Raw genomic sequence first — 15,949 nt, 5'->3', positions numbered from 1 at the left:
TTAATTAATAAAAGATTAATAAATATATGATATAATTTTGCCGATTATATTTCTAAAAAGGAAAACAAATGAAAAAAATATTATTATCAACACTTGCTTGTGCTTCTTTAGTATTAGCTGCTAATAGTGATTATAAATACGAAATTACTCCATTAATTGGTGGTGGTTTAGGTGAAGGTAACCATAATTTAGAAAAAAATTATGTAAATGCTGGTTTAGCTTTAGGTTTCAACCAAGAAGATTCAATTATTGATCAATTTGAATTAGGTTTCTTAAGATCAATTAAAGACCTTGATGCAAAAAATGGTTATTCAGGTGATACTTCAATTACAAGAGTATTTGGAAACTTTGTTAAAAATTATGCTTTAACTGATGATTTAACAGCTTATGCTTTAGCAGGTCTTGGAGTTGAATTCTTTGATAGCGAAATTAGTAAACACCAAAAAGATGGTGGATTCGGTAACTATGGTCTTGGTCTTAAATACCAATTAATTGATAGTTTAGCAGTTAAATTTGATGTTAGACATTTAATTAACTTCAACTATGGAGATAACACTTTATTATATACTTTAGGTCTTGCTGTTCCATTTGGTGAAAGAACAAAAGCTGCTCCAGTTGTTGCTCCTGTTCAAGAAACTCCAGCTCCTGTAGTTCCAGCTCCTGTTGATAAAGATACAGATGGTGATGGTGTTATTGATAGATTAGACCAATGTCCAGATACTCCAAGAGGTGCAAAAGTAGACTCTGTTGGATGTATTACTTTAATTAACTTAAATGTTAATTTCGATACAAATAAATCTGATATTAAAGATATTTATAGCACAAGAATTCACGAATTTGCAAAAGTTATGAATGTAGATAAAAGATTAAAAGCTGATATTGAAGGACACACTGACTCTGTTGGAAGTGTTGCTTACAACCAAAAACTATCTGAAAGAAGAGCAGCTTCTGTTGTTAAAGCTTTAAATGGTTTAGGTGTTGAAAAAGATAGATTAAAAGCTGTTGGTTATGGTAAATCTAAACCAGTTGCTTCTAATGAAACAGCTGAAGGTAGAGCTGAAAATAGAAGAGTACAGGCTGTAATGGTTAAATAATTATAGTTTTATCTATAATTTCTTCTAAAAAGGTTTGAGAAATATTCTCAAACCTTTTTTTTTATCAAATTTATTTAATATTTAATATTATTTATATTATTTTTAAGTTATAATTATCTAAATTATTTTATGTAAGGAAAATTTATGAAAAAAATAGCACTTTCAACTGTTTTATGTGTAGCTTCACTATTTGCGGCACATGATCCAAGTAAAACATATAGCTATGAAGTTACACCTTTTGCCTCTGGTATATTAACTGATAGTAAGGCTGGAGTAAAAAATGACCACTATGCTAATCTTGGTATATCATTAGCTAAAAACTTTGATACAGATTTTATAAATCAAATAGAGTTAATGTACATAAGAAGTGATATTCTTAAATATTTAGACTCAAGTAAAACAACTCATGTTAATAAATTTCTTTTAAATGCTATTAAGAGATTTGATATTACTGAAAACTTTGCTGCATATGGATTTGTTGGTGCTGGTTATCAAGATGTTACAAATCCTATTTTAAAACATAAAGACTCTGCATTACTTAATTATGGAGTTGGTTTAAGATATGATATTCCTAATTATGGAATGGCAATTAAAGGTGATGTAAGACATATTTATGCAACTAGAGAAGGTCAAAATGACTTTATGTATACTTTAGGTCTAGGTATGCCTTTAGGTAAAAAATCTTATGAGCCAATTGAAGCAAAAGTTCCTGTAATAGAGAATACTCCTGCTAAAGAAGTAATTGAAGTTCAAGAACCTATTCAAGAAAAAGATTGGTCAAATGATGATGATAGAGATGGAGTTCCAAATAATTTAGACAAATGCCCAAATACAAGCCCAGGTGTTAAAGTTAATAGTGATGGTTGTGTTGAAACTATAGATTTAAAAATCAATTTTGATTATAATAAATCTGATGTAAAATCACAATATGATTCAATTATTACAAATTTTGCTAATATTATGAATCAAAATAGAGCTTTTGAAGCTAGAATTGAAGCTCATACAGATTCAAAAGGTAGCGATTCTTATAACCAAAAATTATCTGAAAAAAGAGCTGCTTCTGTTGTAAAAGCTTTAGTTGCTAAAGGTGTTGATAAATACTCTTTAGAATCTGTAGGATTTGGAGAATCGCAACCTATTGCTTCAAATGATACAGAAGAAGGAAGAGCACAAAATAGAAGAGTTGTTGGTTATATAAATCAATAACTTTTTATAAAATAACTGTATATATACAGTTATTTTATACACTCTCAATAAATAATTAATAATAAAATTCACAAAAATTATATATAATAATCAAGAACAATTCTAAATTCTTTAAAAGTAGGGAAAAAATGAAAAGAGTTTTCATAGTAAGGCACACAACAAAAGATAGAGAAGCTTTGAACGAATATGATTATGACATTGAATTAACACAAGATGGCATAGAAAAAGCAAATAAAATGGCAAAGCATTTATCAAATAATAAACATCAAATAGATTTAATTGTTGCAAGTCCAGCTGTAAGAACAAAACATACTGCTGAAATTTTTGCAAAAGAGCTAAACTACAATAAAACTATTATGTTAAATGAAGTTTTATATATGGCTTTTGTAAATGAGTTAATAGAGACTATTACATATACTTATGATACTGTTGATACTATGCTTATAGTTGGACATAACCCTTCATTAACTGCTCTTGCTGTTACTCTTGTTGGATTTAAAGAGAAATTTGAAGAAGGGGCTGTTATGCAAATAGATTTTGATTGTAATAGCTGGATTGATATTGATAAGTCAAATGCAAAAATGGTAAGCTATATAAAATCTAGTGATATATAGCCTATCTTATATTTTTGTTAGTTAAGGCAACTTGAGCCAAAGCTGTAAGTTCATTTATAGTTTTTGCATCAAGTTTTCTATCTCCAATTACAAAAGAAAAAATCTCAAAAAAGTTTTCTCTTCCCCAAGTTCTAAGTTCTGCTACATTCAGAAACTTATCCGTGCTTAGTATTTCACCTTTTTTATTTTTAATAATTACTTTTGCACTATCACTGTTTTCAAAGTTTCCTTTTATTCCATCAACGTTTTTTATTTGATAGCTTACTGTTGCATCTAGTATTTTTCCAGTAACTAAGCTTCCATCATCAACTACTTTTTTTGGAAAACCACTATCTTTTAAAAATTCATCCCATTTATCTGCAAAAAGATTTGTAGATACTAAAAGTAGAACTAAAACTAAAATTTTTTTCATCTCTATTTCCTCTTATTTACCTATTTTATTTTCCTAGACAAAATTCGCCAAACATAACATCAAGCATTTCATCATTTTCATAAGGTCGTGTAATTTGTGAAATTTCATATAAAGCTTCTCTTATATGGTGTGCAAAGAACTCTAATTCACCACTATATAGTGGATTTTTTGCCATTTTTATGTTTTCTAAACACTCTTTTACACTTAAAACTTGTCTTTTTGAAACCAAAGTTAGCTCATCACTACTTGTATTTTCATCTAAAATATTTTCTATTTTTCTTATAAGCAGATTTATATTATCTTTTGTTGATAATTCAATAAAATCTTCTAAAATATCTTTTTCAAAGCTATTTTCTAAATCACATTTATTTAAAACTTTGATTATTTTTTTATTTTCAGCACTATTTAAAAGCTCTAGTATTTTTCTATCTTCACTATCAAGTTTCTTACTATTATCAAATAAAGCTACTATAATATCAGCTTCAGAAATAGCTTTTATAGATTTCTCAATTCCAATTTGTTCAATAACATCACTTGTATCTTCTCTAATTCCTGCTGTATCAACTATTTTGATTATATGAGTTCCTATTTTAATACTCTCTTCAATAGTATCTCTAGTAGTTCCTGCAATATCAGAGATAATTGCTCTATCATAGTTTAAAAGCTTATTTAGAAGACTTGATTTTCCAACATTTGGCTTTCCAACAATAGCAACTTTAAAGCCTTCTATCATACCTTCTCTTCTTTTACTTGCACTTAGAGTATTTTCCAGTTTTTCTTCTATTTTATTTATTTTTTCTTCAATTTTTTCAAATATATCTGTTGGTAAATCTTCTTCTGCATAATCAATAGAAACTTCTGTATAAGCCAACATAAAAAGTAAATCTTCTCTAATATCTTCTACAAAATCTTTTAACTCACCTTTTAACTGACGTGCTAGTAATTTCACACTATCTTCACTTCTTGCTTCAATTATTTTTGAAATTGCTTCTGCTTTACTTAAATCCATTTTATTATTTAAAAAAGCTCTTTTTGAAAACTCTCCAGCTGTTGCCATCCTTGCACCATAAGATAAAGCAACATCAACTATCATATTTGAAATCGCAACTCCACCATGAACTTGAAATTCAACAACATCTTCACCTGTAAATGAAAATGGTGATTTATAATAGATTACTAAAGCCTCATCAATTAATTCATCATTTATATTATGTAAATATGAAAGTGTTACATATCTTGGGTTTATTGTAGATTTTTTTGATATTTTTTGAGCAATTTCAAGAGCTTTTGCTCCTGAAACTCTTACTATTGAAACTGAACCTATTCCATTTGCTGTTGCAATTGCAACAATAGTATCATCAAAATTCAAGTTAATTTTCTCTTGTTTTGTACTCATTTACAAGTACATATTTTTCACCTTTTATATTTGTTTTAACAGCAACATATTTCAAAGGGAACTCTTCTCTTAATCTTTTTAGTGCAATATGAACTAAAATACCATCTAAAGGCTTTGTTTTAAAAGTGCCTTTTTCTTTAATAAGTTCTATTACAGGCTCTAAATAAGAAGAAACTGCTAACTCCTGATTTTTCAAAAACTCTGCAACTTCAAGTCTTAACATTAAGCCATATTTATCATTTATCCAATTAAATAAGATATATGATAGTGCTTTATATCTATATCCCTCTTTCCCTATTAAAAGAGCTGAGTCTTCTCCTAAAAACTCTATAAAAAGTGTCTCGTCATCATAAAAGCTAACTTTTATATCTTCAAGATTAAAACAAGATTTGTCAAAAAGAAGATTTAATCCCTCTTTTACCTCTTTTAAAACTATATCTTTATCTTTTTTGATAAAAATTTTTGATACTTCATTTTTTTCTTCGCCATAAAAATTATCAAAAATTTGCTCTTTTGATTCAACTTTTGGAACATTTACTAATGTTTCTTTAGGCTCTTCTTCAATAGAAACTTTATCATCAATTTTAGAATTTTCTATTTTTGATGTTACATCTTCTATTTTTACATCTTTATTTTTATAAGTTCTAGTTTCACTATCTTTTTGACTTGAATTAGATTTTTCCTGTTTGTATGCACAAATAATGGCTTTCTTTTTCCCAAAACCTAAAAATCCATTTGTTGGTTGTTGAATTACCTCGATTACAAGTTCTGTAATCGAGCATTCAAACTCTTTTTTTGCCAAATCATAAACTAATTCTAAACTATCTGCTTCAAACTTTTTCATAAACTCTTCCTATTTTGATTAGTTTTTTGCAACTCTTTTTTTCTCAAACATTTTATTTATAACATATTGTTGAGCAATAGTAAATACATTATTTACAAACCAGTATAAAGTAAGACCTGCAGGGAACCACAAGAAGAAGAATGTGAAAATAATTGGTAATAATTGGAAAATTTTCTTTTGTAATTCATCTTGCATTGCATTTGGTGTAATTTTTTGTTGAATAAACATTGTTGCACCCATTAAAATAGGTAATACAAACCATGGATCCATCTCAGCTAAATCTTGAATCCATAAAATCCACTCTGCACCTTTTAACTCAATTGCATTAATTAAAACTCTATATATAGCAAAGAAAACTGGAATTTGTAAAAGAAGTGGTAAACATCCACCCATTGGATTAGCACCATGTTTTTTATAAAGTTCCATCATATGCATAGATTGTTTTTGCTTGTCATCTTTATATTTTGCTTGAATCTCTTTCATTTTTGGTGCAAGTTCTTTAAGCTTTTGCATACTCATCATACCTTTGTATGACAATGGATAAAGTACAAGTTTAATTAAAATTGTAAGAATAACAATAGTCCAACCCCAGTTTCCAACATAGCCTTGGATAAATTGTAATAAAGAGAACATAGGTTTAGCAATAAATGTAAACCAACCATAATCAATAACATCAATTAATTCAGGATTTAAAGCTTTTAAATCATTATGATTTTTTGGTCCCATAAATCCACTAAAATTAATATCTGAATTTCCATGAATAAATGCTTGAGGATTGTTTGAATTATCTGGCATTAAAGTAACTGCCAAAGATTTCTCAAAATTATAGATAGTAGTTGTATAATATCTATCAAAATTTGAAATAAATTTTAAACCTACAAAATCTTTGTTATTTTTTAAATCGCTATCTTCAATTGTTTCTAATGTTCCATCATTTAATTTCGCAATAAATCCGTGAACTGCATACATATCAGCAAGAACATTTGGTCTAAATCCATTTGTTATAAAAAATTGTTTGTTATTTGTAGAACTTACACTTAAATCATAATGTCCATCTGGATAAAAAGTGAATTTTTTAGTTAAAACTGTATTTGTTAAAGTTTGTGTTAAAACTAACTCTTGAGCAGAACCACTAGCATCAACTTCACTACTACTTGCAACTACATTTACTTTAAATGCCTCTTCATTTACTGAAGTATCAGCAAATCTTGTCTCTAAAGGTCTTAGCTGATTTGGGTCAAAAAGCTTAATCTGCTCACCTTTATCATTTTTATATTTCTCTTCAAGCAGAGTAACTTGAGAAACTCTTCCTAAGTTATCTATCTCAATAATATTACTTTGAGTTTTGATTTTTGCAATAATTGCACTATTACTAACAACTGGTGCATTTAAAGACGTTTCATTACTTGTTGTAACAGTTGTATTAACTTCTGGTGCAGCATTTTGTTTTGCCTCTTGCTCTATTTTTGCAAGTGCCATTTTCTCCTGTTGTTTTGGCTTTAATACCAAAAATTCATAAGCTATAAAAAATACAAAAACCAATACGGTCATTAATATCATTCGTTTTTGTAAACCATTATTTTGATTGTAGTTGCTCATTTATCTTTCCACTCCCTGTTTTTTACTACTAAATACTTCCCATTTTCTACTGGGATATACCAATATATTATTTTAATTTTTTTATAATTGATATTTCTTTTTTCAAGCTTTTTAATAAGAGGATAATCAAATCCACCAGCAAAAAGTTGATTACACTTTAAAATGCGTAATATTGTAAAATAAAAAGCCTTAAAAACTCCATTATTATCAAATTGCCATAAAGCATATTGCGAACAAGTTGGATAATATCTACAAGAACCATAAGAGATAACTGATAAATATTTTTGATAAAATCTGATTATTTTTTTTATTATTTGCTTCATTTAAGAAGCTCTAGTCTTTTTAGTGCGAAATTGAAATCTTTTTGTAATTCTAAAAAATTTCTATTTTCAAGAGTTTGCTTTGCTACAAAAACATAATGTCCAGAAATAAATTTATCTTCAAATCCTAAAAGCCCTGCTCTTAATCTTCTTTTTGCTCTATTTCTATCTACTGCATTACCTAATTTCTTAGATGCAACAAATGCAATTTTAAGTGTAGAATTTGGAATAAAAAAAGCGACAAAACTAGCAGTATGCCAATTTTTGCCGCTTTTATATATCCTACTAAAATCTTTTTGACTATTAAGTCTATAGTCTTTACTTAAACAGCTAATCTTTTTCTACCTTTAGCTCTTCTTGCATTGATTACTCTTCTACCGTTTTTAGTAGCCATTCTTACTCTGAACCCGTGAGTTCTTTTTTTAGGAGTGTTGTGTGGTTGATACGTTCTTTTCATCTTAATTTTTCCTCAAAATTTCTAAATAAGTTGTGGATTGTATAAAAATCTTACTTAAACTCTCTTTATATTTTTAAGAAATTCTTACATTTATCTCATTATCATCTAAATAAAACTCTACTTTGCTATTTTCTTTTATTTTATCTTCAAGAATTAAAATTGCTAATCTATCTTCAATCTCTTCATATATAGCTCTTTTTAGTGGTCTTGCTCCATAAACTGGGTCAAACCCAACTTTTGCTATATACTCTTTTGCCTCTTTTGTTAAAGATATTTCAATTCCTTTATCTATTAGTTTTTTCTTAATATTGTTAAATAAAATATCTACAATATTTGTAATAGCTTCAAGATTTAACTGTTCAAAGATGATAATATCATCAAGTCTATTTAAAAATTCAGGTCTAAAATGTCCTTTTAAGTCATCAAGAACTGCTTTTCTTCTTTGTTCTTTGTCACTTATTTCAATTATTTTACTACTTCCAATATTTGAAGTAAGTATTATAATAGTGTTTTTGAAATCAACTGTTACACCTTTGTTATCTGTTAATCTTCCATCATCAAGCACTTGCAAAAGAATATTAAATACATCTGTGTGTGCTTTTTCAACTTCATCAAATAGTATTACACTATATGGTTTTCTTCGCACTGCTTCTGTTAATTGTCCACCCTCTTCATATCCTACATACCCAGGAGCTGCACCTACAAGTCTTGAAACTGAATGTTTTTCCATATATTCACTCATATCAAATCTAATCAAGCTTTTTTCATCATCAAACAAAAACTTTGCTAAAGTTTTAGCACTCTCAGTCTTTCCAACTCCAGTTGGTCCTAAAAATAGAAAACTTCCTATTGGTCGGTTTGTTTCACTAAGTCCTGCTTTATTTCTTTTGATGGCTCTACTTATAGCTTTTATTGCTTCATCCTGTCCTATAACATCTTGTTTTAAAACCTCTTCAACTTTTAAAACTTTTTGTTTTTCACTATCAAGCATTTTGTTTACTGGAATTCCTGTCCATCTGCTTACAATTGAAGCAATACTATCTTCATCAACACTATTTCTTAAAAGTGTTCCCTCTTTTTGCATAAGTGCCCATTTTGCTGCATTTTCACTTATTTGTTTTTCAATTTCTGGAATTTCTCCATACTCTATTTTTGCAGCTTCTTCAAATTTTGATTCTCGTTTTGCTATATTTGCTTTTGTTTTTAGCTCATCAATTTTTGCTTTTAAGATGCTCTCTTTATTAAATGTCTCTTTTTCATTCTCAAACTGTGCTTCAAGATTTTGTTTCTCTTCATTTTTATTTGCTAACTCTTTTTCAATTTCACCAATTCTTGCTTCATTTTTTTGGTTTTTCTCCATTTTTAAAGCCTCTTTTTCCACTTGCAAAGTCTGTATCTCTCTTTTTATTGTTGAAAGTGCTGTTGGTTCGCTCTCTATTTGCATTTTTAGTTCAGCAGCTGCTTCATCTATTAAATCTATTGCTTTATCTGGTAAAAATCTATCACTTATATATCTATTTGATAGTTTTGCAGCAGCAATTAATGCACTATCATTTATTGTTACATTGTGGTGAGTCTCTAGTTTCTCTTTTATTCCTCGTAAAATTTGTAAAGCTTCATTTACTGATGGTTCATTTACATTTACAGGCTGAAATCTTCTTTGCATTGCAGTATCTTTTTCAAAGTATTTTCTATACTCTTTTAAAGTTGTTGCTCCAATTGTATGAAGTTCACCACGTGCCAGACTTGGTTTTAATATATTCGCAGCATCCATAGAACCTTCACTTGCACCTGCACCTATTATTGTATGAATCTCATCTATAAATAAAATTATATTTCCAGCTTGTTTTACCTCATCAATTACAGATTTTAATCTATCTTCAAACTCTCCTCTATACTTTGCACCAGCAATTAATGCACTCATATCAAGTGCAATTACTCTTTTGTTTTGAAGACTTAGAGGCACATCTTTATTTACAATTCTTTGAGCTAGTCCTTCAGCAATTGCAGTTTTTCCAGTCCCTGGTTCTCCTAGAAGTATTGGATTATTTTTTGTTTTTCTTATTAGAATTTGCATCATTCTATTTATCTGCTCATCTCTTCCAATAACGGGATCTAGCTTTCCATCAATTGCAGATTTATTTAAATCAATTCCATATTTATTTAAAGCTTCAAGATTATCATCTGCACTTTGATTATCTATAGTTTTTCCAGCTCTTAAAGCTTCAAGCTCTTTTTTTGCTTCATTTAAATCTATATATTTTCCTAAAATCTCTTTAATTGTAGGATTATCAAAATTTGCAATAAGCCAAGAGTCAATTGCAATAAATTTATCTCCTAAACTAGCCATCTGACCAGCTGCTTTTTGAAAACTCTCATAAAGATTTCTTGATACTTTTATATTCTCTTTTGTAACACTGCTAACAGTTGGCAGACTTTGTGCTTTTGATTTTGCTTCAAGCTCAATGGCTGCTTTGTTTACACTCATTTTATTTAGTAGTTGGTTTAAAACTGAATTTGTATTTGTAAGCATTGCCCAAAGAAGGTGAACTACTTCAACTTCTTGGTTTTTATTATGTAAGGCTAAGTTCAGACTTGAATCAATAGTCTCTCTTAGCTGGTTTGTCATCTGTTCAAAAATATTATTATCATTCATTTAGCACTCCTTATATTTAACTGCTAATGAAATTATATAACTTTAGTCATCCTTTGTCAAGTCTAAAAATATTTTTATATTACATCATATCCAGCATTAGTTATAGCATCAACTAAAACTTGCTCATCAATCTCTTTTGACATCTCGATTTTTACATCTTTTGTAGCTAAATCAATCTCTACATTTGTTATACCTTCAATAGTTTTTAAAGCTTTTTCAACTCTTCCACTACAATGTCCGCAACTCATTCCATCTACTTTTAAATTTTTTGTCATATTCTTATCCTTTATAATTTTGCCTTCAATTATATTTAAATCTTTATTTACTTTAACTATAGAGGGTTTAAAAAATCTCAATCTTAAGGCATTTAAAACTACTGTTACACTACTTAAACTCATAGCAGCTCCAGCAAACATAGGGCTTAGTTTCCATCCTAAAAAGCTATAAAAAATACCAGCAGCAAGTGGTATTCCTAAAATATTATAGAAAAATGCCCAAAATAGGTTCTGTTTTATATTTTTTATAGTTGCACTACTTAGCTCAATTGCTGTTAAAACATCTAGTAAATCACTCTTTACTAAAACTATATTTGCACTTTCTATTGCAATATCAGTTCCAGCTCCAATTGCAATTCCAACATCAGCCCTTACCAATGCTGCTGCATCATTTATTCCATCTCCTACAAAAGCAACTTTTTTGCCACTTTGTTGAAGTTCAAGTATCACTCTATCTTTATCTTGTGGTAAAACTTCTGCAAAAACTTTTTTAATATTTAGCTCTTTTGCAATAGCATTTGCTGTTTTTGTATTATCTCCTGTTAGCATAATTACTTCTAAGCCTTTTTTTTCAAGCTCTCTTATAGCTCTTTGGCTTGTAGGTTTTATACTATCACTAATTGCAATAAGTCCCAAAATTTTCTCACTTGAAGCTACAAAAATTGGAGTTTTTCCACTATTTGCAAAATTTATAGACTCTTTTTCAAACTCTTTTAAATCTATATTTTTACTATCTAGTAGCTTTTTATTTCCTATATAGTAGATTTTATTATCTATTTTTGCTTCAATTCCTAGTCCATTTAAAGCTTTGAAATCTTCAATTTCTAATCTTTTTAATCCTAGCTCTTCTGCTTTTTTTATAATCGCATTTGCAAGTGGGTGTTCAGAGTTTTTCTCCAAAGAAAAGGCAATTTGAAGTAAATCATCTTTTGAGATTTCACTCTCTGGCACAATATTTGTTAGCTCTGGTTCTCCTTTTGTTATAGTTCCCGTTTTATCAAGTACAACTGTATCTATTTTATGGCTATTTTCTAAAACTTGTGCATTTTTTATCAAAATTCCATTTGCTGCTCCTCTTCCTGTTGCTACCATAATAGCAGTTGGAGTTGCAAGTCCTAAAGCACACGGACAAGATATTACTAAAACAGCAATTGCAATACTTAAGGCAAACTCAAAGGTTGCTCCCAAAGATAGCCAAACAATAGCACTAATAATAGCTATAACTATAACTGTTGGCACAAAAATAGAGCTAATCTTATCTGCAAGTTTTGATATAGGAGCTTTAGATGAACTTGCCTCTTCAACTAGCTTAATAATTTGAGAAATAACAGTATCGCTTCCAACTTTTGTAACTTTAAACTCTATTGAGCCATTTTTATTTATACTTGCACCAATTACACTATCATTTATAGTTTTACTAACTGGCAAACTCTCACCTGTGAGCATTGATTCATCTATATTTGTAGAACCTTTTACTATAACTCCATCAGTTGCAATACTCTCCCCTGGGCGAACATTTATAATATCCCCTACTTTTAAATCTTCAATAGCTACTTCAAGCTCTTTTCCATCTTTGATTAATGTTGCTTTTTTTGGGCTTAAATCTAAAAGCTTATTTATAGCTTCACTTGTTTTTCCTTTTGCTTTTGCTTCAAGATATTTTCCAAATGTGATTAAAGTTAAAACAATAGTAGCACTCTCAAAATACAAATCCATAGCAAAACTATTTACTAGCTCTAAATCTTCTATTGAAAAACCGTAAGAGATTTTATAAATTGAGTAAACTCCATAAAGCATGGCAGCACCTGTACCAATAGCTATTAAAGAGTCCATATTTGGAGAGCCTTTAAATAGTGTTTTAAAACCAATAGTATAAAACTTTCTATTTATAAAAACTATTGGAAGAGCTAGTAAAAATTGAGTAAAAGCAAAAGTCATACCATTTTTTGCCCCTAAGAAAAAGTGTGGCATAGCCCAATTTAGCATATGTCCCATAGAGATATAAAAAAGTGGCAAAGCAAAGATTAAAGATACAAATAACCTTTGTTTTAACTCATTTATCTCTAAAAGTGCGATATTTTCTTTTTTCTCTACTTTAGATTTTTTCTCTTCTTGCAAAGAGGCAACATAACCAGCATTTTGTACAGCTTCTATAATATTTTCATCATTTAATAAGTTCTCATCGTACTTTATACTCATACTATTGTTTAATAAATTTACATTGACTTCACTTACACCTTCAAGCTTTTTTATAGTCCTATCAACAGCATTTGAACAAGCACTACAAGTCATACCTTTTATATCAAATTTTTGGGCTTTCATAAAATATTCCTAAATATAAAATATTTGAAATCATAACCTAGCTAAATTAATTACAAATAAACCTTTAATCAAAAATTACACTTTTTTAGATATAATCGCACTATTTTAGAAAAACAACAAACAAAAATTAGGAAAACAACTTGCAAAAAAATATTAGAAACTTTAGTATTATTGCACATATTGATCACGGAAAATCAACTTTAGCAGATAGAATTATTCAAGAGTGTGGAGCAATAAGTGATAGAGAAATGACTTCACAAGTTATGGATAATATGGATATAGAAAAAGAGCGAGGAATTACAATAAAGGCTCAAAGTGTAAGATTAAACTACACTTTAGATGGGGAAAAATATGTTTTAAATCTTATTGATACTCCAGGTCACGTAGATTTTTCTTATGAAGTTAGCCGTTCTTTAGCATCATCTGAAGGAGCTTTGCTTATAGTTGATTCAACTCAAGGGGTTGAAGCACAAACTATTGCAAATGTTTATATTGCAATGGATAATGACTTAGAACTTCTTCCAGTTGTAAATAAAATAGATTTACCAAGTGCAGATCCTATGCGAGTTTTAGGAGAAGTTGAAGAGGCTATAGGGCTTGATTGTACAGAACACAATTTAATCTCTGCAAAAACAGGTTTGGGTGTAAAAGATTTAATAGAATCAATTATAAAAAGAGTTCCAGCACCCATTGGAGATGAAACTGCTCCAACAAAAGCACTTATTTATGACTCGTGGTTTGATAACTACTTAGGTGCTTTGGCACTTGTGCGAGTTTATGACGGAAGTATAAAAAAAGGTCAAACTTTAAGAATGATGAATACAAAAGTGGAACATCAAGTTTTAAGCTTAATGTACCCACACCCAATAAAAAGGCAAGATACTCTTGAAATAAAAACAGGAGAGATAGGAATAGTAGTTCTTGGATTAAAAACTCTTGATGGAATAGCCGTTGGAGATACAATGACAGATGCAAAAAATCCAACAAGTGAAGTAATAGATGGTTTTGAACCTGCAAAACCATTTGTTTTTGCAGGACTTTATCCAATAGAAACAGATAAATTTGAAGATTTAAGAGAAGCTTTAAATAAATTAAAATTAAATGACTCATCTATCTCTTTTGAGCCTGAAAGCTCTTTAGCTCTTGGAAGTGGATTTAGAACTGGTTTTTTAGGAATGCTTCATATGGAAGTTATAAAAGAAAGACTAGAAAGAGAGTTTGATTTAGATTTAATTGCAACTGCACCAACTGTTGTTTATGAAGTTTTAAAAAGAGATGGCGAACAAATTATAATCCAAAATCCAAGTGAGCTTCCAGAACCAAACTATATAGATACGATTTTTGAGCCTTATGTAAAAGCTACAATTTTAGTGCCTGATGAGTTTTTAGGAAATGTTATAAAACTTCTAAACGACAAAAGAGGAATTCAGTTAAAAATGGATTATTTAGGGGCAAGAGTTCTTCTTGAATATGATATTCCTATGAATGAAATTGTAATGGATTTTTATGATAAGTTAAAATCTACAACAAAAGGTTATGCCTCTTTTGATTATGAACCTGTGGGATTTAGACCAGGGAATTTAAAAAAACTTGATGTTAGAGTTGCAGGAGATATAGTTGATGCTTTATCAATCATAGTGCCTGAAGATAGGGCTGTTTCAAGAGGTAGAGAGTTTGTAAAAGCCCTAAAAGAACTAATTCCACGACAACTTTTTGAAGTTGCAGTACAAGCTAGTATTGGAAGCACAATAATTGCAAGAGAAACTGTAAAATCTATGGGAAAAAATGTAACTGCAAAATGTTATGGTGGAGATATTACAAGAAAAAGAAAACTTCTTGAAAAACAAAAAGCTGGTAAAAAAAGAATGAAAGCTATTGGAAAAGTAAATGTTCCACAAGAGGCTTTTATGGCTGTATTGAAAATCTAACTTTATTCTTAAATTTTGATACAAATCCCATAAAGCAAAGTGGGATTTGTTTTTATTTGTTTAAAATATCTAATAGTTTTTTTAGTATCTCTACTTTATCAATATATTTTTCATCAATTACTCTATTTTCTATCTCATTTTTTACGATATTATTACTCCCCTAATAAATAATCTGAATTTTAACTTGCATATTTAACCTTTGGATGTTTAAAAAAATTAGCTACTTTTTGTGGATTATTTTGTAAAGATAACATATACTTTTCTGTATTTCTTCGCAAGTGTTCTTTATCTTTTGGAACATTATTTCTGTTTGTAGTTTGTTTATAATCTTGATTCAAATATTCATCTGGGTTATAATCTGGTGAGTATGCTGGAAGATAAAAGAGTCTAATATATTTTGCATTCTCTTCTTCCCAAGCTTTTACAAGTTTTGCATGATGTACTCTTAGGTTATCAACTATAAGATATACTTTTTTACCATTATTCGACTCTATTATTTTCTTACAAAAGTCTATAAATCTATCAATATTGATAGATTCATCATACAAGCTAAACATTGATTTACCAGTATTTGTAATAGCACTAATCATATTTACTTTAAACTTTTTAGCAGTATGTTCAAGAATTGGTTTATTATGAGTTCCTATTGGTGCATATCCTGTAAGATTATTTGGTAAAGATTGACAAGCTGTCTCATCTGCCCACCAAATATCAGCATTTTCAGTTTTAGCTTCTTTTTTAATTTTGGGATACTCATTCTCTAGCCAAGTTTTTGTAACACTATCTTTTCTTTCATATGCTCTTTTAATTGGTTTCTTTGAAGTAA

At 29.1% G+C, this 15,949-nt stretch carries 14 protein-coding genes; 4 read left to right on the top strand and 10 right to left on the bottom strand.

Annotated features, from left to right (window positions below; translation table 11 throughout):
• Positions 1-68 precede the first annotated feature (68 nt).
• The 3 genes from IQC44_RS07200 to IQC44_RS07190 all read left to right on the top strand — a co-directional run bounded on the left by IQC44_RS07200 (position 69) and on the right by IQC44_RS07190 (position 2,914).
• Positions 69-1,094, top strand: a complete 1,026-nt coding sequence (locus tag IQC44_RS07200; protein ID WP_198305671.1) for an OmpA family protein — start codon at positions 69-71, stop codon at positions 1,092-1,094.
• 144 nt (positions 1,095-1,238) lie between these two features.
• Complete coding sequence (locus tag IQC44_RS07195; protein ID WP_198305670.1) at positions 1,239-2,300, top strand: OmpA family protein; 1,062 nt, start codon at positions 1,239-1,241, stop codon at positions 2,298-2,300.
• A 128-nt stretch (positions 2,301-2,428) separates the two neighbouring features.
• Positions 2,429-2,914 (top strand): SixA phosphatase family protein, encoded by a 486-nt coding sequence (locus tag IQC44_RS07190; protein ID WP_198305669.1) that lies wholly within the window; start codon positions 2,429-2,431, stop codon positions 2,912-2,914.
• A gap of 1 nt (position 2,915) precedes the next feature.
• Here the strand turns inward: IQC44_RS07190 and IQC44_RS07185 are convergent, their stop codons facing one another.
• From IQC44_RS07185 to IQC44_RS07145, 9 genes are all read right to left on the bottom strand, one after another.
• Complete coding sequence (locus IQC44_RS07185; protein WP_198305668.1) at positions 2,916-3,326, bottom strand: hypothetical protein; 411 nt, start codon at positions 3,324-3,326, stop codon at positions 2,916-2,918.
• Between the two features lie 25 nt (positions 3,327-3,351).
• A complete protein-coding gene (mnmE, locus tag IQC44_RS07180) occupies positions 3,352-4,722 on the bottom strand; it encodes a tRNA uridine-5-carboxymethylaminomethyl(34) synthesis GTPase MnmE (protein WP_420837847.1) in 1,371 nt (456 codons plus the stop codon).
• Positions 4,697-5,566, bottom strand: a complete 870-nt coding sequence (locus IQC44_RS07175; RefSeq protein WP_198305667.1) for a Jag N-terminal domain-containing protein — start codon at positions 5,564-5,566, stop codon at positions 4,697-4,699. Before IQC44_RS07175 ends, mnmE begins: the two co-directional genes overlap by 26 nt.
• Before the next feature lie 18 nt (positions 5,567-5,584).
• Positions 5,585-7,165, bottom strand: coding sequence for a membrane protein insertase YidC (gene yidC / locus IQC44_RS07170; RefSeq protein WP_198305666.1), 1,581 nt, complete (start codon positions 7,163-7,165; stop codon positions 5,585-5,587).
• Positions 7,162-7,488: a membrane protein insertion efficiency factor YidD gene (gene yidD / locus IQC44_RS07165; protein WP_198305665.1), complete on the bottom strand. Its 327-nt coding sequence runs from the start codon at positions 7,486-7,488 to the stop codon at positions 7,162-7,164. Before yidD ends, yidC begins: the two co-directional genes overlap by 4 nt.
• On the bottom strand, positions 7,485-7,820 hold the full coding sequence (rnpA, locus tag IQC44_RS11770; protein ID WP_198305747.1) for a ribonuclease P protein component: 336 nt from the start codon (positions 7,818-7,820) through the stop codon (positions 7,485-7,487). Before rnpA ends, yidD begins: the two co-directional genes overlap by 4 nt.
• Positions 7,808-7,942: a 50S ribosomal protein L34 gene (gene rpmH, locus IQC44_RS07155; protein ID WP_024775877.1), complete on the bottom strand. Its 135-nt coding sequence runs from the start codon at positions 7,940-7,942 to the stop codon at positions 7,808-7,810. Before rpmH ends, rnpA begins: the two co-directional genes overlap by 13 nt.
• Before the next feature lie 73 nt (positions 7,943-8,015).
• Complete coding sequence (locus tag IQC44_RS07150; protein ID WP_198305664.1) at positions 8,016-10,598, bottom strand: ATP-dependent Clp protease ATP-binding subunit; 2,583 nt, start codon at positions 10,596-10,598, stop codon at positions 8,016-8,018.
• 74 nt (positions 10,599-10,672) lie between these two features.
• The gene (locus tag IQC44_RS07145; RefSeq protein ID WP_198305663.1) at positions 10,673-13,195 is read right to left on the bottom strand and encodes a heavy metal translocating P-type ATPase; all 2,523 of its coding nucleotides are present in this window, start codon (positions 13,193-13,195) and stop codon (positions 10,673-10,675) included.
• A 140-nt stretch (positions 13,196-13,335) separates the two neighbouring features.
• Between IQC44_RS07145 and lepA the strand changes: the two genes are divergently transcribed.
• Positions 13,336-15,123, top strand: a complete 1,788-nt coding sequence (lepA, locus tag IQC44_RS07140; RefSeq protein WP_198305662.1) for a translation elongation factor 4 — start codon at positions 13,336-13,338, stop codon at positions 15,121-15,123.
• 179 nt (positions 15,124-15,302) lie between these two features.
• Here lepA and IQC44_RS07135 read toward each other — a convergent pair.
• The coding region (locus IQC44_RS07135) for an IS630 family transposase (protein WP_198305661.1) at positions 15,303-15,949 on the bottom strand (647 nt) is incomplete at its 5' end.

It is taken from the genome of Arcobacter vandammei (assembly GCF_016106035.1).
In the GTDB taxonomy this organism is placed as follows: domain Bacteria; phylum Campylobacterota; class Campylobacteria; order Campylobacterales; family Arcobacteraceae; genus Aliarcobacter; species Aliarcobacter vandammei.
This window is presented reverse-complemented; position numbering and strand designations above follow the sequence as displayed.

Excerpts from the sequence above, each read along its gene's own strand:
- IQC44_RS07200 (WP_198305671.1), top strand. The coding sequence starts at position 69 with ATGAAAAAAATATTATTATCAACACTTGCTTGTGCTTCTTTAGTATTA.
- IQC44_RS07195 (WP_198305670.1), top strand. The coding sequence starts at position 1,239 with ATGAAAAAAATAGCACTTTCAACTGTTTTATGTGTAGCTTCACTATTT.
- IQC44_RS07190 (WP_198305669.1), top strand. The coding sequence starts at position 2,429 with ATGAAAAGAGTTTTCATAGTAAGGCACACAACAAAAGATAGAGAAGCT.
- IQC44_RS07185 (WP_198305668.1), bottom strand. The coding sequence starts at position 3,326 with ATGAAAAAAATTTTAGTTTTAGTTCTACTTTTAGTATCTACAAATCTT.
- mnmE (WP_420837847.1), bottom strand. The coding sequence starts at position 4,722 with ATGAGTACAAAACAAGAGAAAATTAACTTGAATTTTGATGATACTATT.
- IQC44_RS07175 (WP_198305667.1), bottom strand. The coding sequence starts at position 5,566 with ATGAAAAAGTTTGAAGCAGATAGTTTAGAATTAGTTTATGATTTGGCA.
- yidC (WP_198305666.1), bottom strand. The coding sequence starts at position 7,165 with ATGAGCAACTACAATCAAAATAATGGTTTACAAAAACGAATGATATTA.
- yidD (WP_198305665.1), bottom strand. The coding sequence starts at position 7,488 with ATGAAGCAAATAATAAAAAAAATAATCAGATTTTATCAAAAATATTTA.
- rpmH (WP_024775877.1), bottom strand. The coding sequence starts at position 7,942 with ATGAAAAGAACGTATCAACCACACAACACTCCTAAAAAAAGAACTCAC.
- IQC44_RS07150 (WP_198305664.1), bottom strand. The coding sequence starts at position 10,598 with ATGAATGATAATAATATTTTTGAACAGATGACAAACCAGCTAAGAGAG.
- IQC44_RS07145 (WP_198305663.1), bottom strand. The coding sequence starts at position 13,195 with ATGAAAGCCCAAAAATTTGATATAAAAGGTATGACTTGTAGTGCTTGT.